This window comes from Kurthia sp. FSL E2-0154 (assembly GCF_038003625.1).
In the GTDB taxonomy this organism is placed as follows: domain Bacteria; phylum Bacillota; class Bacilli; order Bacillales_A; family Planococcaceae; genus Kurthia; species Kurthia gibsonii.
In genome coordinates this window covers 2,715,655-2,732,557 of sequence record NZ_JBBOPO010000001.1, presented here as the reverse complement: position 1 = coordinate 2,732,557, position 16,903 = coordinate 2,715,655, and the positions used below count along the sequence as shown (strand labels likewise).

General features: G+C 35.0%; 21 protein-coding genes. 7 read left to right on the top strand and 14 right to left on the bottom strand.

The window, feature by feature from the left end; all coding sequences use genetic code 11:
• Window positions 1-20: 20 nt before the first annotated feature.
• Complete coding sequence (locus MHB75_RS13680) at window positions 21-350, top strand: heme oxygenase (RefSeq protein ID WP_068456545.1); 330 nt, start codon at window positions 21-23, stop codon at window positions 348-350.
• Between the two features lie 128 nt (window positions 351-478).
• Here the strand turns inward: MHB75_RS13680 and MHB75_RS13675 are convergent, their stop codons facing one another.
• Window positions 479-1,288, bottom strand: a complete 810-nt coding sequence (locus tag MHB75_RS13675) for a YitT family protein (RefSeq protein WP_445667026.1) — start codon at window positions 1,286-1,288, stop codon at window positions 479-481.
• A 256-nt stretch (window positions 1,289-1,544) separates the two neighbouring features.
• Window positions 1,545-2,450 carry an NlpC/P60 family protein gene (locus MHB75_RS13670; RefSeq protein ID WP_340998289.1) on the bottom strand — a complete coding sequence of 302 codons (906 nt, stop codon included), beginning with the start codon at window positions 2,448-2,450 and terminating at the stop codon, window positions 1,545-1,547.
• 246 nt (window positions 2,451-2,696) lie between these two features.
• Here MHB75_RS13670 and MHB75_RS13665 point away from each other — a divergent pair, with 246 nt between their 5' ends.
• Window positions 2,697-3,887 carry a class I SAM-dependent rRNA methyltransferase gene (locus MHB75_RS13665; protein WP_141273854.1) on the top strand — a complete coding sequence of 397 codons (1,191 nt, stop codon included), beginning with the start codon at window positions 2,697-2,699 and terminating at the stop codon, window positions 3,885-3,887.
• 40 nt (window positions 3,888-3,927) lie between these two features.
• On the opposite strand, the gene MHB75_RS13660 is transcribed toward MHB75_RS13665, so the two are convergent.
• From MHB75_RS13660 to MHB75_RS13640, 5 genes are all read right to left on the bottom strand, one after another.
• Complete coding sequence (locus tag MHB75_RS13660) at window positions 3,928-4,614, bottom strand: dihydrolipoamide acetyltransferase family protein (RefSeq protein ID WP_340998286.1); 687 nt, start codon at window positions 4,612-4,614, stop codon at window positions 3,928-3,930.
• A 104-nt stretch (window positions 4,615-4,718) separates the two neighbouring features.
• Window positions 4,719-5,414, bottom strand: coding sequence for an ABC transporter permease (locus tag MHB75_RS13655; protein ID WP_340998285.1), 696 nt, complete (start codon window positions 5,412-5,414; stop codon window positions 4,719-4,721).
• Between the two features lie 2 nt (window positions 5,415-5,416).
• Window positions 5,417-6,325: an osmoprotectant ABC transporter substrate-binding protein gene (locus MHB75_RS13650; RefSeq protein WP_340998284.1), complete on the bottom strand. Its 909-nt coding sequence runs from the start codon at window positions 6,323-6,325 to the stop codon at window positions 5,417-5,419.
• A 12-nt stretch (window positions 6,326-6,337) separates the two neighbouring features.
• Window positions 6,338-6,994, bottom strand: coding sequence for an ABC transporter permease (locus MHB75_RS13645; RefSeq protein WP_068456566.1), 657 nt, complete (start codon window positions 6,992-6,994; stop codon window positions 6,338-6,340).
• A gap of 24 nt (window positions 6,995-7,018) precedes the next feature.
• Complete coding sequence (locus MHB75_RS13640) at window positions 7,019-8,173, bottom strand: betaine/proline/choline family ABC transporter ATP-binding protein (RefSeq protein ID WP_340998282.1); 1,155 nt, start codon at window positions 8,171-8,173, stop codon at window positions 7,019-7,021.
• A gap of 201 nt (window positions 8,174-8,374) precedes the next feature.
• Between MHB75_RS13640 and MHB75_RS13635 the strand changes: the two genes are divergently transcribed.
• Window positions 8,375-8,857 (top strand): hypothetical protein, encoded by a 483-nt coding sequence (locus MHB75_RS13635; protein WP_141273858.1) that lies wholly within the window; start codon window positions 8,375-8,377, stop codon window positions 8,855-8,857.
• Between the two features lie 81 nt (window positions 8,858-8,938).
• Window positions 8,939-9,100 (top strand): hypothetical protein, encoded by a 162-nt coding sequence (locus MHB75_RS13630; protein ID WP_340998280.1) that lies wholly within the window; start codon window positions 8,939-8,941, stop codon window positions 9,098-9,100.
• Here MHB75_RS13630 and MHB75_RS13625 read toward each other — a convergent pair.
• Together MHB75_RS13625 and MHB75_RS13620 are read right to left on the bottom strand one after the other, a co-directional pair.
• Window positions 9,097-9,873 (bottom strand): YibE/F family protein, encoded by a 777-nt coding sequence (locus tag MHB75_RS13625; RefSeq protein WP_340998278.1) that lies wholly within the window; start codon window positions 9,871-9,873, stop codon window positions 9,097-9,099. The two genes, MHB75_RS13630 and MHB75_RS13625, sit on opposite strands and share 4 nt — an antisense overlap.
• Window positions 9,870-10,988, bottom strand: coding sequence for a YibE/F family protein (locus tag MHB75_RS13620; RefSeq protein WP_340998277.1), 1,119 nt, complete (start codon window positions 10,986-10,988; stop codon window positions 9,870-9,872). The genes MHB75_RS13625 and MHB75_RS13620 overlap by 4 nt, the downstream gene beginning before the upstream one ends.
• A gap of 174 nt (window positions 10,989-11,162) precedes the next feature.
• On the opposite strand from MHB75_RS13620, the gene MHB75_RS13615 reads away from it, so the two are divergent.
• Window positions 11,163-11,609 carry a hypothetical protein gene (locus MHB75_RS13615; protein WP_340998276.1) on the top strand — a complete coding sequence of 149 codons (447 nt, stop codon included), beginning with the start codon at window positions 11,163-11,165 and terminating at the stop codon, window positions 11,607-11,609.
• Here the strand turns inward: MHB75_RS13615 and MHB75_RS13610 are convergent, their stop codons facing one another.
• On the bottom strand, window positions 11,610-12,113 hold the full coding sequence (locus MHB75_RS13610) for an HPP family protein (RefSeq protein WP_141273861.1): 504 nt from the start codon (window positions 12,111-12,113) through the stop codon (window positions 11,610-11,612).
• Between the two features lie 108 nt (window positions 12,114-12,221).
• Here MHB75_RS13610 and MHB75_RS13605 point away from each other — a divergent pair, with 108 nt between their 5' ends.
• Window positions 12,222-12,911 carry a response regulator transcription factor gene (locus MHB75_RS13605; RefSeq protein WP_141273862.1) on the top strand — a complete coding sequence of 230 codons (690 nt, stop codon included), beginning with the start codon at window positions 12,222-12,224 and terminating at the stop codon, window positions 12,909-12,911.
• The gene (locus MHB75_RS13600; protein ID WP_340998274.1) at window positions 12,908-14,338 is read left to right on the top strand and encodes a HAMP domain-containing sensor histidine kinase; all 1,431 of its coding nucleotides are present in this window, start codon (window positions 12,908-12,910) and stop codon (window positions 14,336-14,338) included. The genes MHB75_RS13605 and MHB75_RS13600 overlap by 4 nt, the downstream gene beginning before the upstream one ends.
• Before the next feature lie 46 nt (window positions 14,339-14,384).
• Here MHB75_RS13600 and MHB75_RS13595 read toward each other — a convergent pair whose 3' ends face one another.
• The 4 genes from MHB75_RS13595 to MHB75_RS13580 all read right to left on the bottom strand — a co-directional run bounded on the left by MHB75_RS13595 (window position 14,385) and on the right by MHB75_RS13580 (window position 16,903).
• A complete protein-coding gene (locus MHB75_RS13595) occupies window positions 14,385-14,615 on the bottom strand; it encodes a hypothetical protein (RefSeq protein WP_141273867.1) in 231 nt (76 codons plus the stop codon).
• 79 nt (window positions 14,616-14,694) lie between these two features.
• Window positions 14,695-16,023, bottom strand: coding sequence for an IS3 family transposase (locus MHB75_RS13590; RefSeq protein WP_340998270.1), 1,329 nt, complete (start codon window positions 16,021-16,023; stop codon window positions 14,695-14,697).
• 119 nt (window positions 16,024-16,142) lie between these two features.
• Window positions 16,143-16,517, bottom strand: coding sequence for an HsmA family protein (locus MHB75_RS13585; protein WP_340998268.1), 375 nt, complete (start codon window positions 16,515-16,517; stop codon window positions 16,143-16,145).
• Window positions 16,518-16,555: 38 nt separating this feature from the next.
• Window positions 16,556-16,903, bottom strand: coding sequence for a YxeA family protein (locus tag MHB75_RS13580; protein WP_340998267.1), 348 nt, complete (start codon window positions 16,901-16,903; stop codon window positions 16,556-16,558).

The following is a 16,903-nucleotide window of genomic DNA, read 5'->3' as shown; positions in this document are numbered from 1 at the left end:
CGAATAGAGGAGTTTTGCATATGTTTATTGTAACAAACCGTATTAAAGTAAAAAAAGGCTTTGCTGAAAAAATGGCTCCAAACTTTACAAAGGGTGGCGACACGTTAAAACAATTCCCGGGCTTCATCAAAACAGAAGTGGCGATTGCACGCGACTTTGAAGATTATGATGAAATGAGTGTCAATATGTTTTGGGAATCATTGGATGGCTTCCACGAATGGCGTAATAGCGATGCATTTAAAGAATCTCACAAACGCCCTGAACCAAAAGAAGGCGAAGCACCAAAAGAATCGCCAATGTTAGGTAGCCAAATTGTCATTTCAGAAATCGTGACATCAACAGAAGCATAAAATACAAGCTACTTTATCTCTTTTATCCTTCGTAAATGGAGGCTAAAAGGGATAATACTATTTAAAGCACAGAAAATCCCGTATAATTTAGAAATCATATAGGATTTTCATATATGTATCCACCTAGATTAGTGAATATTACGTTTTTTGAAGTTTCCGCCCTTTACTTCTGCCATGTCATACACCGTAACAAAAGCTTCTGGGTCAATTTCAAAAATAATTGATTTAATTTTTGTGTCTTCTAATCGGTTAATCACACATGTAACTTCTTTGAATTTTTCATGTGAATAGCCACCATACACATCTGTTAATGTAGCACTACGACCTAAACGATCACGAATTGTTTCAACCAATGTATCCGGATCTTTCGTAATAATTTTAAATGTTTTCGCACCACTTAAGCCTTCTTCAACAATATGAATTACTTTTGAAGCGATAAAGTAAGCAAGACCCGATAAAATCGCTCCTTTGAATCCAAACACGAATGATACTAAAATGAAAACGAACATATTCAAGAATAAAATCAAATCACTTGTACCAAATGGTAATTTACGTGATAGTAACACAGCAAACATATCAATTCCATCTAAGGCACCACCATTACGTAGCGCAAGACCCATACCAAAACCGATAATAATCCCACCTACTACCGTAATCAGTAATGTGTCACCTTCAATAATTGTTCGAACATCATGCATTGCGACAGTACCTGCTGCCAATGTCGCAATCCCTAACGTCGAATACATTGCAAAACTTTTACCAATCTGTTTATACCCTAGCCAAACAAATGGAATATTTAAAATCGCAATCCATACCCCTAAAGGTAGGCCAATTAATTCTGATAAGACGATACTAATACCTGTTACTCCTCCATCTGATACACTGTTTGGAATTAAAATTGCTTCTAATCCATATGCTGCAATTAACGCACCAAACATAACAGCGAATACTCGCCATAAAATTCTTTGTATTTTTCTTTTCTTTGCTTCTCTTTTCATCAAATTCTCCTCTTTTTACTTTATACTCTTATTTTAGAAATAAATACGTAAAATTCCCACTAATAAGGTCGCATTTACAAGGAGTTTTCAAAAAAACATGAAAATCATGTGATTTCATTTGAAATTTTAGAAAATTTTGTCTTTTTTGAACAAAAAAGATATGAACCATTTACAGAATTCATATCTTTTATATATTTTAGTAGAATGTACCGTAGCCTACTACATAACGATCCCAGTAACCTACTAACGATTGATATTGAACTTTATTTCCAGCTGCATGTAACAATTTACCATTACCTGCATACATTGCAACATGGGTAATACGGCTACTTCCTACTGAGAAGAATACTAAATCACCTTGTTTTAATTGTGATTTTGATACTTTCTTAGAAGCTGCATATTGTGCCCCACTTGTACGTGGAATTGACTTACCATTTGCTTTTTTATAAACATATTGTGTAAAACCAGAGCAGTCAAATCCTCTTGGAGAAGTTCCACCCCACACATATGGTACACCTAAGTATTGCGAACCTGTTGAGATTAATTTACTACCGCTTGTAGAAATTTTCTTTACATATGTTTTTAAGTTTGAGCCGACAACCCAACCTGTTTTCTTACCATAGCTAATTTTATACCATGTTTTTCCGTTTACTGTACGCTTATAAGTTGCTTTTACAACTGTATTTTTCTTCACAGTACCAACTTTTTTATTGTGACCACCTGCTGCTGAATATATATTCTTTTTTGCAGATGTTTTAAAGCTCTTTGATACTTTTGATGTTTTTGAAAGTGTTAATTTTGATAAGTTTGTTGATAATACCCAACCTGTCTTCTTACCATATTTAATTTTGTACCATGTTTTACCGTTTACTACACGTTTATGTGTTAATGTAACAACTGTATTTTTTGATACAGTACCAATTTTTTTCTTATTCGCTTGGTAATATACATTCTTTTTTGTTTTTACAACGTATGTTCCAGATGCTTTTTTAGTAACAGATACACTACTTTTTGCTGATACTTCTGTCATTGGTGTCGTTGTTAAACCTGCTGATAATGCGATGGCACTTGCTGTTGTTACTGCGATTAATTGCTTCTTCATTGTACATTTTCCCCCGTTTTTTTCATCAAATTAATATATATAAACGTTTTATCTTCAAAAATCACATTTTTTTATCATTCACACGTAACCTAGTCTATAGAAATACTTAAATATAAACAACGACATTTCGATTACAAAAATATTAAAGATTATTACGGTATGTAATAAAAGAACGATTTCGCTTTTCTGAGAGAAAAGTGCGATAATAGAAGAAACTATGAAAATAAAGGATGAACTATACTATTTATGAAAACATTACGCGTAAAACCAGATTTTATCGCTGACTTAAAAAGAGGCTACTCACTTGTCCATCGCGATGCTGTATCGAATAAAGACCTTTTAGAAAATGAAGGCGAACTTTTTGAATTAGTGGATGTCCATAATCGTTTTTTAGGAAAGGCTTATTACGGTATTCAAAATAAAGGAATTGGTTGGGTGTTAACGATGAAAGAACACGAAGAAATCGACCAAGCTTTCTTTACAAAGAAAATCAGTGCCGCACTACAACTACGTGAAAACTTCTTCAATGATGCAGACACAACTGCTTTCCGCGTCTTTAATGGCGAAGGTGACGGTATTGGTGGAATCTCAATTGATTATTATGATGGTTACTTCTTAATCAATTGGTATAGCGATGGTATTTATCGTTATCAAGACTTTGTTATTCAAGCACTTGATGAATTAACAAATTACAAAGCCATTTATGAGAAAAAACGCTTCGATACAAAAGGAATGTATATCGAACAAGAAGATGACTTTGTGAAAGGTACACCGGGTGAGTTCCCGATTATCATTAAAGAGAATGGCATGAACTTTGCGATTGATTTAAATGATGGTGCTATGACAGGTATCTTCCTTGACCAACGTGATGTACGTCGCACAATTCGCGATCAATATGCAGAAGGTACAAATATGTTAAATACATTCTCTTATACAGGTGCATTCTCTGTAGCTGCTGCTCTTGGTGGCGCTAGAGAAACAACTTCTGTCGATTTAGCAAAACGCTCACTTTCAAAAACAATTGAACAATTCAGTGTGAACGGCATTGATTTTGAAGCACAGGACATCAAAGTAATGGATGTATTCCACTACTTTAAATATGCACAACGCCATCAATTAAAATTTGATTTAGTTGTATTAGACCCGCCAAGTTTTGCACGTACGAAGAAGATGACCTTCTCAACAGCAAAAGATTATCCAAAATTATTGGCGGATGCACTTTCGATTACAGCGAAAAAAGGAATCATCGTTGCTTCAACAAACAATGCAAGCTTCGGTATGAAAAAATTCAAAACATTTATCGACCAAGCATGTAAAGAAACAAATACAAAATATAAAATTGTAGAGCAATTCGGATTACCAAAAGATTTCCGCGCAAACCGCGACTTCCCTGAATTCAACTACTTAAAAGTTTGCTTCATTCAAAAATTAAACTAATAAAAACGCACTGACTTAACGGGTCGGTGCGTTTTTTTATCTAATGTATATTCTCAATAGCTTCTTTTAAATCATTCATAAACAACCCAACAAGGTCTCCATCAATGATTCGATGATCGAACGATAGACTCATACCCATCATCGTACCAATACCAATCGTGCGGTCTAGTAGAATCACAGGGCGCTCTTTCATTGCATGAACTCCTAAAATTGCGACTTGGGGGAAATTAATAATCGGCGTAGCATATGTGCCGCCTTTTGCTCCTGTGTTTGAAATCGTAAATGTGCCGCCAGCAATATCGGTAATTTTCAACGTCCCTTGTCGTGCACGTTCTGTCACATCTTGTAGTTCTATAGCGATTTCTTCTATTGTTTTCTCATCCGTTTCTTTAATAACAGGAACGATTAACCCTTCAGGTGTTGCAATTGCTACACCTAAATTGATCTCTTTTTTCAATACAATCTCATTTGCTTTTTCATCAATGGTCGCATTAAAAATTGGATACTTTTGAAGCATTTGTGCCACTATTTTCATGATGATTGGTAAATAGGTGATATGTACATTTGATTGCTCAGCTAGCTTTTTCTTATACGTAATAAGCGCATCTACTTGCACTTCTTCCATACCTGTTGCATGTGGAATCGTAAAAGCAGATTGCACTAAATTTTTATAGATTTTTTTACGCATACCGACAATTGGGATGCGTTCTTCTCTATGTTCCGTCATCTCTGTCTCTCCTTTTTAACTTCTCTTTTGTATGCTATCTCCTTTCTACATAGATTTCAATGTATTTAAAAAGAGAAACCGCCATTTGACGATTTCTCCTTTTGTTACTCTTCTAATGATTCAATTTTCGGTTCAACTAATTTACGATTCTTTTTCACAGGGTCAATCTTTCGTTCAATAAAACTTAAAATTAAGTCTACTAAAACTGCCATTAGAGCTGTTGGAATTGCACCTGCTAAAATAATTGCTGTACCATCTGTAGCATTCGTACCTCGAATAATAATATCTCCTAAACCGCCTGCTCCGATGAATGCACCAATCGCTGTAATTCCAATTGCGACAACAAGCGCAATGCGAATACCTGCAATAATAACGGACAGTGACAGTGGTAACTCAATCATATACAGGACTTGTAGCTTTGTCATACCCATTCCTTTACCTGAATCAGTAAGATCTTTATTAATATTATTGATTCCTGTATAGGTATTTTTAATAATCGGTAATAGCGAGTATAAGAATACTGCTACAACAACGGTTGTTTGACCTAAACCGATAGCTAACATTAAAATGGCTAACATCGCTAAACCAGGAATCGTTTGAATAATATTTGCAATAGTAATGACATATGTTGAAAGTCGACCATATTTTGAAATCAGAATGCCGATAGGAATACCGACAACGGCTGCAATTAATACACCATAGATTGAGATTAAAAAGTGTTGAACAAATTGCATAAATACATAACTACCGTTTTCATCAAAGTAGTAAAAGAATTGCTGGAAGGTATTCATATTTTCCATGCCTATTCTCCCCCTTTATCATCAAAGTAATTATGTTTTTCTAAAAAATGTTGTGCGACAACGGCTGGTTCTAATAAATTATTATCTGATTCATAATTTAATTTCTGCATTTCTTCTGTAGATACTTTGTCGACAAGTTTTTCTAAAATTTTCTTCACTTCTGGATGTGTTTTTAGTAATTCATTCGTTGCAAGTGGACTACAATCATATGGTGGGAAGAAATTCAAATCATCTTCTAATACAACAAGATCATAACTCGAAATACGTCCATCTGTCGTATAACCTAATACAACGTCCATCTTTCCAGCTTCAACTGCATCATATACAAGACCAATTTGCATTGGGTAGACTTTGTTAAAGTCAAAACCATATTCCTTTACAAATGCTTTGTAACCATCTCCTGGACGATTCATCCACGATGTATCCACACCAGCTTGCATTTTGTCTGCAACTTTTCGTAAGTCACTTACTTTTTTCAAATTATATTTTTTCGCTGTCTCCTTACTTACCATGAATGCATAGGTATTTGCGAAGCCATATGAGTCGAAAAACGTTTGATCATAATCTTTTTGGAATAATTCCTGTACTTTTTTCATTGCTTCTTCTGGGTCTTTAATTGCTTCTTGCCCTAAAGCACCTGTTAAATCTGTTCCTGTATAACGTGTCGCTGAAATATTTGCATCACCATTTAACATAGCTTGATGTACGACAACACTCGAACCTAAGTTATTAATCATTTGTACATTTTCATCTGTATAATGCTCAATCATGAGTTTAACCATATTCCCCATAATAGCACTCTCTGTTGTAGTCACTGTAGCAATCTTAATCGTTTCATCTTTTCCAGATGAACAAGCAGATAAGATGAGCATTATGCTACAAATGAAAACAATCCATTTCAGTCTCCGCATAAATTACCCCTCCTATCGTTCTACTCGTAAGCCTTTTGGCGTCGCTATTTTTTCTACTTTCGATAAAATAAAATCAATTAATAATGCTAAAATCGTTACAAATACAGCACCGCCAATAATGAATTCAGGTTGATATAAATTCAATCCGTTAAAGATGAAATCCCCAAGACCTCCAGCTCCTATGTACGAAGCTAAAGTTGCCCATGATACTGCATAAACTGCAGATAGACGAATACCTGCCATAATAACAGGAATTGCAAGAGGGAACTCTACTAAATAAATACTTTGGAACTTGGTCATTCCCATACTCATACCAGCACCACGTAAATCTTTATTGACTGACTGCATGCCAATAAATGTGTTATTTAAAATTGGTAATAGTGTATAAATAAATAACGCAACAATCGCTGGAATTTTCCCAACTCCTAAAATTGGAATCATCAGTGCTAAAATCGCTAGAGATGGTAAAGTTTGAAGCACACTTGTAATTCCCATGACCACTTTTGCGACTTTTTCAGTTTTAGATAATAGAACGCCTACTGGAACAGCGACGATAATACCTAATAATAATGCTGACATAGAGATATAAAATTGTTCCCATGTTTTAACTAAAATTTCTTGCTTATTATTTACTAAAAAATCTCCTGCTGCTGTAAAAAATTCACCCATATCTGTTTCACATCCTTTATTTCATCATTCATTTGATGCTTCATTACGGACTTCTTCAGCGGCCTCATCGCCCCAAATTGTGTCATATACAATATCTACAATATGCGCACGTGTAATTAGACCAACTAATCGATGGTCACTATCTACAACAGGAATATTTTTTAAATTTCGACGTAAAATTCGACGTACAGAATCTTGCAAACGTGAATTGTTATATACAAAAAAGACATCCTTATCCATTGCATCTGCCACACTCGATGTTCGGTGTCTTTCAGATGTAATATTTTCAACGCTTAAATAGCCTTTTAAAATGTTATTGCCGTCAACGACAAATAGTGTATCTACACGACTTTTCACCATCTTGTGAATCGCGTCGTCTAAGCTTTTTTCTAGTGAGATTGTAATTGGTGTAATCATGACATCATCCACGACTTTTACACTTGGTTTTTCTTGTACAAGGCGGTGTGAGCCAATGAAATCTTTTACGAATTGATTTGCGGGATTGGATAAAATATTATCTGGGGTATCATATTGAACGACTTTTCCGTCATGCATAATACAGATTCGGTCTGCTAGTTTGATTGCTTCATCCATATCATGTGTTACAAAAACGACGGTTTTGCCTAAACGTTGTTGTAAATCTTTCATTAAATCTTGTAGCGTATCACGCGTAATCGGGTCTAACGCGCCAAATGGTTCATCCATTAAAATTAAATCTTGGTTCGCTGCTAACGCACGTAATACACCGATACGTTGTTGCTGACCTCCAGATAACTGTGTTGGATATAAATCTAAGTAACTTTCGGGTAGATTCACAAGTTTAATCAGTTCTTCTGCTGCTTTTTCCTTTTTTTCTTTATCCCACTTTAGTAATCTAGGTACTAAAGTGATATTTTCTCGAATAGTCATATGTGGCATTAAGCCAATTTGTTGAATTACATAACCAATACTACGTCTTAATGTAACAGGGTTTTTCTTTCGGACATCTTCGTCATTAATAAGAATTTTACCGCTAGTTGGTTCAATCATTCGATTAATCATGCGAAGAGCGGTCGTCTTACCACTACCAGATGTACCGATAAATGCGACAAATTCGCCTTTTTTGATTTCAATATTCAAATCATCTACGGCTTTTTTTCCTCCTCGATAGACTTTCGAAAGGTTTTCTAGTTTTAACATAATACAACTTCTCCTTCCTTCTGTAAGTTCCATTTAGTTACCCGAATACATATATTTTACTCATTTTTTTAATATTTAACCAATAATAAGCTTTTTTTTCCAAATTTGCAGTTCAGGTGCATTGTGGGAAAAAGTGCATTATAATGGGACAATACGCACTGTAATATCATTTACAAACCTTTGTGGTAGAGAAGGGATTCTATGTTTAAAAATCGTCAATTTAAAATTAAAGTATCAGGTTGTTCAGGTTTTATTTTTCTTGGTTTATTGCTTTTATGTATCATTGCCTTATTACTAACTGTGCCACTATTCGGATTCTTTGGTTTATCGATTCTACTTGCCAAATACGAACTTGCACATTTAGATTTATATGATCATTGGTATCGCAACGCACTATATTTCGGCTGGTTTTTGTTACTAGTCTTAGTAGTTGTTTTCGTCATTGACTTGCTCGGTTTATTTACGATGGCATCGATGAATATGGACTACAATACGGGCGTTAGTATTATTAGTACATTAGTTCAATATGGCATCTGTTTATTTATTTTCCATCAAAATTTAGTCAACTTATTCAATCGAATTGAATTTACTTGGCTCGGTTCAGGCATTACCGTCGCAGTCATCTATTTAACTACTTCTGCACTGACGACAACAACGATTATTGAAGAACCTAAAAATGATTAACTAGATTTTGCTCATACTAAAAGGACCTCGATCTAAAAATCGAAGTCCTTTTTAAAGAAATGATGATACAGGAGGAAAAATATGAATACCGTTTCTTATATTATATTGTTCACATTCATCTGGTTCATATTATTTTTCATGAATCAGCTATCCGATGTCATTTTTTTAATCGGCTTTATACCTGCATCTCTTTTCATGCTTTTCTATGGTATTCGTGAACTCAAAGATGCTTTAAAACGCTAATTCTCTTGGTGAGAAGGTGGCGTTTTTTTCGTTAGTACATACGACGTACAAAAAGCAGTGATTGGAATGACCGCAATTAAACCAATCGCTGAACAAGCAATCGTTACAACTTCCCCACTAAATATTTTTGAATTAATCATCTCACTCCATGAATACGATAAATCACTAAACAGGATCAGTAGTGCTAAGTAGCTTCCAACAAAAGCAAAAAATAATGTATTCATACTTGTACCAATAATATCTTTACCGATGGATAAACCAAAAATAAAGAGGTTTTTACGATCAATATCAGGCTTAAGTTGATGCATCTCTTTCATTGGTGAAGCAATAGCAATCGAAGCGTCTGTAATCGCTCCAATCGTACTCATCATAATAACTGCGACAGCTACTTTTGAAAAATCAATACCAATTCGTAAAGAAGCCATGCTTAACTCTTCCGTCTCCTCTTTACCAAACCCTTGAATGAATGTGGCATTGGCAAAGTAAAGAATGAGCCCAGATAAAAGGAGTGTCGTGAAAACCGTTGAAGCAAATGCTGTTTTTGTCATTGTATTCGTTCCGTTAATATAAAATAAATTAATAAAACTAATGATGATACAGATAATCATCGTTAAAATGACAGGATTCACTTCTGGAATATTCATAAAGAATAGTAAGACAATGAACAAAGCAAAATTTATAAACAGCGTGATGAATGAGCGCAGTCCTTTTTTACCCCCAAGCCCAATCATTAGAATCGCGAGTAACATCGCGAGGACGACTAAACTGTTCATTGCTTCACCTGCTTTCTCTTAATGAAGAATAGAACGATGAATAAAGAGATGGGAATCGTTAAAACAATCCCGAGGCCGCCCACAAGTGCTCGAACAATCTCCAATGTGAGGTTGGTTGAAAGTGTATAGGTAAATGTTGCATGATTTTTAAAGAACAACATCATCATTGGAATAGAACCGCTCACATAGACAAAGAATAGAATATTCGTCATAGGTCCCATAATATCTTTCCCAATCTCTCGTCCTGATTTTGCTAACTGTTTGATTGAGATATGCGGATTTTTTTCGTATAGTCCAAATAAAGAAGATGACATCGTAATCGCAATATCCATGACTGCACCGAGTGATGCGACAAGAAGTCCTGCAAAGAACAATGTTTTATAAGGTCTTGTAATGAATTGTAGTTCCTCATAACGCATGCCATTTTCTTTTGTGAGCCATAATACGAATACGGCAATACCAAAGGATATAAATGTACCGACGAGCGTAGCGAGAATCGCTGTAAATGTCTTCTCATTCCATCCATTGACGAGCGTTAATGAAATCACTGTAAATAGAACACAACCAAGCATGCAAAGTGGGATTAAATAATCGTCCCAATTTGTATAGCTTTGAATAACCCATGCGATGATCCCCATATTAATGACTAAACTAAGCAATGAAAGAACACCCTGTTTTCGTCCAACAAAGATGAGTATCAAGATGAGTAACCAGACCACTCCTAGAAGGAGATGGTCGCGTTTCATACCTGTAATATCAAATTGGTTTTCTGCATTCTTCTTCACGAAAAGCTTATTTCCTTCATGGTAGGCATCATCGAAGCCACCTGAAGCAGTATATGTATGTTGTAACTGAATGATTCTTCCTTTTTCATTACCATTTAAAATTTTCGCTGTCAGTTCTTGATGATAAATAGTATCTCGATTTTGAAACTCATCTGTTACTTGTTCTTTTTGCAGGAGTTTCGTCTGTGTCACTTCTGCAATTGTTTCGTCATAGAATGAAGCATTATGATTCACAAAAAATAGCGAACTGATTACTGACAATATAAGTAATACAACCAAAGCTCCCTTTTGAATTGATTTAGAAGATTTTCTTTGTTTAACTAAATTCATATTCCTCTCCTTAATTTTAAAGTCTAATTTTAAACGTATGACTTACATAAAAGTTTCTTACTTCGTAGCATAACATATGCGAAATTCATGTCATCTAGTGACAAAGTACGATGTTACTTTTTACCAACACCTGTTATTGTTATACGTAACAATTTTCAGTAAAGGAGTTTTTAGATGAAATTACGATTAGAATTCCATTTATTTAATGATTTACACAGTAATTTTGCGATTTCATATCTACAAGATGGTCAACATAAAATTATTTTACATGCAAAAAATGGCCATTCTCTTTTACTATCACTGGGTGATGGTTTATTAAACCATTACAAAAATGATGTACACCACTTTGACATATCTACAGAACAAACAGCCTATTATTGTGTAATTATACAAAAAACACTCATCATTTTAGATGAGCAAGATTTAATCATCTCTTGTCCAATAGATGATTTTGCACATAGCTTTTTCCATGCTTATGAACGTTATCTCTATGACTTACTTAGAATGGAGTCTATAAGTTTAGATGATTCTACGCTTCAAAATATGAAACAACAAGTCTATGCCCTACATCAAATACTGGTACTGAACTTTACACATATTAATGCAATGGTTGTAGAATAGTTACCAAAATACAGGATATCTGCGTGTTCTACGCATATTATTAATGAGTAAACCCATTACTACCACAAGAGATGAACCGAGTAGAATTGGGGTAAAGAGATATTCAAAGTGATAACCACTAATCATAACAATGAGTGCATTCGCAATCGCTGGTGGATGTGTTACACGTAATGCCATGGTAAAGACAACTGCAACCGCTACTGCTAGTGCAAGCGTCATAGGTGTTGTGCCAACTAATCCTGCTACTGCCCAACCGACAAAACCAGATATGACATGTCCACCGACGATATTTCTTGGTTGTGCCAGTGGTGCATTCCAACTCGCAAATACTAAAATACAGCTTGAACCGAATGATGCCATAAACCACGGTGTATCCGTCATCTCTGTTAATTCTAATAATAAAATAATAGTTAAGAAGCTCCCGACGAATGCTGTAAATAAGTCTTTTACATTTACTTGTAGTGGGCTTTTTGCGTCGCCCTTCATTTTTTTAAAATAATTCATTTCCTTCCTCCTAAATTTACTATTGAATACTTTAACGCAAAATTTCCTTTGAAACAATTTTATTTTTATACTTTTTTTACTGCTATTATATTGAGTGGAGGTGTCCAAATGGCGCACGATAAAATTTTAATTGTTGATGATGAAGAAGATTTAGCACAATTAATAGAGCATGTCCTCGTAAAAGAAGGGTTTTCAGCAATTCAAAAAGCACATACTTTACAAGATGCTTGGACGGTTTTTCAAGAATTCCAGCCCGATTTAATTTTATTAGATCTTATGTTACCGGACGGTGACGGGTATGATTTTTGTAAAAAAATTAGAGAGGTTTCAACCATTCCAATTTTATTTGTTTCAGCAAAAGATGAAGAAATTGATAAATTACTTGGGCTCGCAATTGGTGGAGATGACTATATTACAAAACCTTTTTCACCAAAAGAAGTAGCCTACCGCGTCAAAGCGCAACTTAGAAGATCAAGTTATGCAGAGCAACAGCTTCCTAAAATACAAGTAGGTCCTTTTTCATTTCAATCTGAGGAATCCGAGATTGCTAAAAATGGCGAAGTACTTCCGCTTACTGCAAAAGAGGTTAGGTTAATGCGTGAATTTATGCACCATCCGAACCAAATTTTAAGTAAAGAGACACTTTTTAAACGCGTTTGGGGTGAAGATTTTTACGGTTCAGACAATACCGTTATGGTTCATATTCGCCGCCTACGTGAAAAAATTGAGGATACACCTTCCAAGCCAACTTACTTAATAACAGTTAAAGGTTTAGGTTATAAGTTGGTGCAATCATGAAATGGCGTTTAACTAGACGTTTTCTTGTATCCATCGTATTAATTGTCGGTTTGATTGTTGTAATGAACACACTTTTACTGATTGCACTTTTATTTATTCAATCTTATAAAAAAACTGCGACTTCACCTGAAGCTGTAGAGGTGACTGCAACACGTTTTTCAGATGAAATTATCGTGAAGAATGGGAAACCCACCATTACGAATCGCGGGCAAAAAATATTAGAAGAAAATCATGCATGGGTCCAAATTTTAAATAAGGAAGGAAAAGAGGTTGCTGCCTATCAAACACCTGCTTCCTTACCTACAAGTTATAGTCCTGTGGAAATTGTTCAGATGTATAAGTATAAAGAAGTGAATGGGCAGACAACTGTTTTTGTCGGCGAAGCCGAAAATTTGAGTTATTTTTTTGGGGTTGAAGATCCTAGATTAACGCGTGTTGTTTACAACTTTAATTTTGATCAAATCTCGTATATTTTTACAAAACTATTTTTAGTATTCCTAGTTGTGGATTTATTAATCGCTACACTAGTCGGTTTCTTATTCGGAAGTCGCTTAACGAAGCCGATGTATACACTCATTGAAGGAATTCATCGTTTAAAACATCAAGACTATGAAAAAATTTCCGTTAAGGGTGGACCTTATCGAGAAGTTTTTGAGAATATGAATGATTTATCCACAACGTTAAAGAGTGTTGAAACAGAACGAAAAAAGCTCGATCAAATGCGAAATGAATGGATTGGAAATGTATCACATGATTTAAAAACACCGCTCGCTTCGATTCAAGGTTACGCAGAATTATTACAGGAAGATGTAACAGATGAGGAACGCCTGATCTATACACAAATTATTGAGCAAAAATCACTTTACATGCGCGATTTACTAAATGATTTAAACCTCACAACTAAGCTACAGAGCGGTACATTCCCACTTCAAAAAGAAAAAGTATTACTTTCTTCTTTCGTTCGCGAATGTGTAATTGATGTCTTAAACGATCCGATTTATCAAACACGTTCTATTACATTTGAAGCTGAATCTGAAACATTATCTGCAACCTTGGATTGGAATTTATTTAAACGTGCACTATTAAATTTCATCTACAATGCACTTATCCACAATTCAGAAAATACAGATATCCAAATCAACTTATCCACAGGTTATCCACAAGAACACGAAAACTATTTTTCTGAAAGGTTATCCACAGATTTTGCAACAATTCAGATTATTGATTTTGGAAAAGGTATTCCTGTAGATGAGCAGCCATTTTTATTCAATCGCTATTATCGTGGAACGAACACAAAAGATACACAAGGTTCTGGTCTCGGCATGGCAATTGCTCAAGATATTATTCAAGCACATGATGGTGTCGTCTATATTAAGAGTAAAGAAGGCGAAGGTACGACGATTTCAATTATCCTCCCGCTTCAATAACATAAAAAACACCGAAACTTATGCTTCGGTGTTTTTTAATTCCTCTTTATAATTCTGCAATGCGTTCAATGAATGGTCTTCCATCAATCATTCCTTTTTCATATAGTTCTTCTGCAGTTTTGAAATATTGCGTAAGACCATCTGAAGAACGTGTTAATAGAAAACTTCTTTCATCATCTATTCGACTAATCCACCATTCCTCTCCTCTATAATCAAAACTCAATTCCTGTCCTTCATCAATTGCTTGTTGTACTTCTAGCCATGTTTTTTCATCCATAAAAATACCTCCATATAAAAAAGAGTGAGAATTGGTATCTAAACTGGCACCTATGTCAAGGACACAATAAAAAAAGAGATTAAGCAACTTGAAGGTGATTCCTATATTGAATAGGAGTCATCTTTTTTAAGTTCCACTGATAACGATAGTTGTTGTAATAAACCATGTAATGATTTATTTTTGTCTTTAATTCTTGTAATGTTTTACTCGATTGATAATCTACTTCGTCCTTTAAATGTCCAAAGAACGATTCTTGAGGCGCATTATCCCAACAGTTACCTCTTCTAGACATCGATTGACCTAAACCATATTGCTTTAATAACTTTTGATATCGAGGACTTGTATAATGGCTTCCTTGATCTGAGTGGATGAAGGCATCTTTATGGAGAGTGACTTTCTTGTTGTTGACTAACTTATGGATGGTTTGCGTTGCGATGTCTAAAGTGATTCGATCTGAAACATGATAGGCTAGAATTTCATTGGTAGAGGCATCTTTTACGGTCGACAAATACGCCATACAATTACCGTTATATGGCAAGTAAGTAATGTCGGTTAATAATACTTTTCCGGGAACACCTTGCTTAAATTTTCGGTTTAATTGGTTTGAAACCACTTGATGTTCCTGTGTAGCTTTCGCCATTTTTTTATAAGGATTCGGCTTTCGATGAGGGCAAATGATGCCGTATTTCTTCATAATTCTTTGGATTTTTTTACGACTAAAGATAAGATGAAAGTCATTCTCCAGAATCATTTTAATGGAACGAGACCCTTTCTTATAACCACGTCGCTCAAAGGCTTTTAATATGATTTCTTTCGCTTCTACGTCGCGTTGCTCTCTGGCTTGACGGCTAGAACGGGCTTTTAGGTAACTGTAATATCCAGAGCGTGAGACGTCTAAAAGGGCACAGAAATAAGCCGTCATTCGCTTCAATTGATTCTGTTCCACCGTTTCATAAATCAATAGATAGATACTACTTGGATTTAGGCTTTCTCTGGCGTTTAGCAGCCTCCTTTCGGTCACTTCGAGCTTTTTTAATAACGCTACTTGACCTTCTAATAGTTTAATTCGAGCCTCTTGTCTTTCAATGATTTCAGTTGATGTCAGTTCACGGATTAAAGGTCGACCCGAATTACTTTTCCTTGAATCTGTAAGTCCGATTGACCCATCCTTTTCATAAGCTTTCTTCCATCTATAAGCAGATTGTTCAATACGCTTCATTCCGATTACCTCTACATCAAAACCATTTTCTTCAAAGATATGACGTGGCAGTTTCCCCGCTAAATAAGCATCTAAAAATGTATGTTTAAAAGCATCTGTATAAGTGATAGCACGCTCACTAACACGTGCTACATTCGTATTATTTTGAAGTGTTTCGATCTCTTGCTTTGTAAATATGATTTTACTCATGACGTCGCCTTCTTCCTATAGCTTGAATGTAAAGTATATAAAAAAATACCTGTGATTAAAACACTCTTTTTATCGAGTGTCCTAACTACAGGTACCATACTATATCCTCACTCTTCTTCTTATAATTCTGTTGTCATTCCATAAATCATACCTGAAATATAAGGGATTAACCAAATAACCCACACAACGATACTAAATTTATGGAATTTCGCCATCATGTCTTCATTTTTCTTAACAAGAACGACTGTTGCCCAAATCGCATGGAATAACATTAACAAAATCGCAATTGTACCTGTAATACCATGGAAGCTAAAGATGAAGCCACTTGATGCCATACGCCCCATTAAAGTAGTTCCGACTGTATCACACACTAACCCCAACCAGAAAACAACTACATGCCAAGGCTTTAAGATTTTTTGAATTTTTTCAGACCATACACCAATTGTGTAAAAAACTAAGGCGGATGTAATAAAAATCACAGCTGTAATTAACATAAATCTCCCTCATTTCTTATGGAATGGTAGTACTAAAATTAAGAAGCTTCTTTTGGCATATCTTTTTTACTCACTTCATCATAAGAGGTCACTTCGCCCTCTTTATTTACATAGAGCATTAAATAGGCACCTTTTCTTAATTGTTTATTCGCTGAAAACTCAAGCTCTTTATGCTTTCCTTCATCATTTACCGCATCACCTTTATAACCGTAGCGAATCATTGTTTCGCCATTATCTAGACGGTCCTCTATTTTTTCACCATCTTGTGTAATTTGAATATAGTAACGCTCTTTATTAAAACGGTTAAAATCAAGTGTTAAGACGGCATAACTTGCCCCTGCTAAGACCACGACAATCACTAAAAAAATAAACCAACCTTTTTTCAC

Coding starts and splice junctions, on each gene's coding strand:
- MHB75_RS13680 (WP_068456545.1), top strand. CDS start 21: ATGTTTATTGTAACAAACCGTATTAAAGTAAAAAAAGGCTTTGCTGAA.
- MHB75_RS13675 (WP_445667026.1), bottom strand. CDS start 1,288: ATGTTTGGTGCGTTAATTGCAGCATATGGATTAGAAGCAATTTTAATT.
- MHB75_RS13670 (WP_340998289.1), bottom strand. CDS start 2,450: ATGAAGAAGCAATTAATCGCAGTAACAACAGCAAGTGCCATCGCATTA.
- MHB75_RS13665 (WP_141273854.1), top strand. CDS start 2,697: ATGAAAACATTACGCGTAAAACCAGATTTTATCGCTGACTTAAAAAGA.
- MHB75_RS13660 (WP_340998286.1), bottom strand. CDS start 4,614: ATGACGGAACATAGAGAAGAACGCATCCCAATTGTCGGTATGCGTAAA.
- MHB75_RS13655 (WP_340998285.1), bottom strand. CDS start 5,414: ATGGAAAATATGAATACCTTCCAGCAATTCTTTTACTACTTTGATGAA.
- MHB75_RS13650 (WP_340998284.1), bottom strand. CDS start 6,325: ATGCGGAGACTGAAATGGATTGTTTTCATTTGTAGCATAATGCTCATC.
- MHB75_RS13645 (WP_068456566.1), bottom strand. CDS start 6,994: ATGGGTGAATTTTTTACAGCAGCAGGAGATTTTTTAGTAAATAATAAG.
- MHB75_RS13640 (WP_340998282.1), bottom strand. CDS start 8,173: ATGTTAAAACTAGAAAACCTTTCGAAAGTCTATCGAGGAGGAAAAAAA.
- MHB75_RS13635 (WP_141273858.1), top strand. CDS start 8,375: ATGTTTAAAAATCGTCAATTTAAAATTAAAGTATCAGGTTGTTCAGGT.
- MHB75_RS13630 (WP_340998280.1), top strand. CDS start 8,939: ATGAATACCGTTTCTTATATTATATTGTTCACATTCATCTGGTTCATA.
- MHB75_RS13625 (WP_340998278.1), bottom strand. CDS start 9,873: ATGAACAGTTTAGTCGTCCTCGCGATGTTACTCGCGATTCTAATGATT.
- MHB75_RS13620 (WP_340998277.1), bottom strand. CDS start 10,988: ATGAATTTAGTTAAACAAAGAAAATCTTCTAAATCAATTCAAAAGGGA.
- MHB75_RS13615 (WP_340998276.1), top strand. CDS start 11,163: ATGAAATTACGATTAGAATTCCATTTATTTAATGATTTACACAGTAAT.
- MHB75_RS13610 (WP_141273861.1), bottom strand. CDS start 12,113: ATGAATTATTTTAAAAAAATGAAGGGCGACGCAAAAAGCCCACTACAA.
- MHB75_RS13605 (WP_141273862.1), top strand. CDS start 12,222: ATGGCGCACGATAAAATTTTAATTGTTGATGATGAAGAAGATTTAGCA.
- MHB75_RS13600 (WP_340998274.1), top strand. CDS start 12,908: ATGAAATGGCGTTTAACTAGACGTTTTCTTGTATCCATCGTATTAATT.
- MHB75_RS13595 (WP_141273867.1), bottom strand. CDS start 14,615: ATGGATGAAAAAACATGGCTAGAAGTACAACAAGCAATTGATGAAGGA.
- MHB75_RS13590 (WP_340998270.1), bottom strand. CDS start 16,023: ATGAGTAAAATCATATTTACAAAGCAAGAGATCGAAACACTTCAAAAT.
- MHB75_RS13585 (WP_340998268.1), bottom strand. CDS start 16,517: ATGTTAATTACAGCTGTGATTTTTATTACATCCGCCTTAGTTTTTTAC.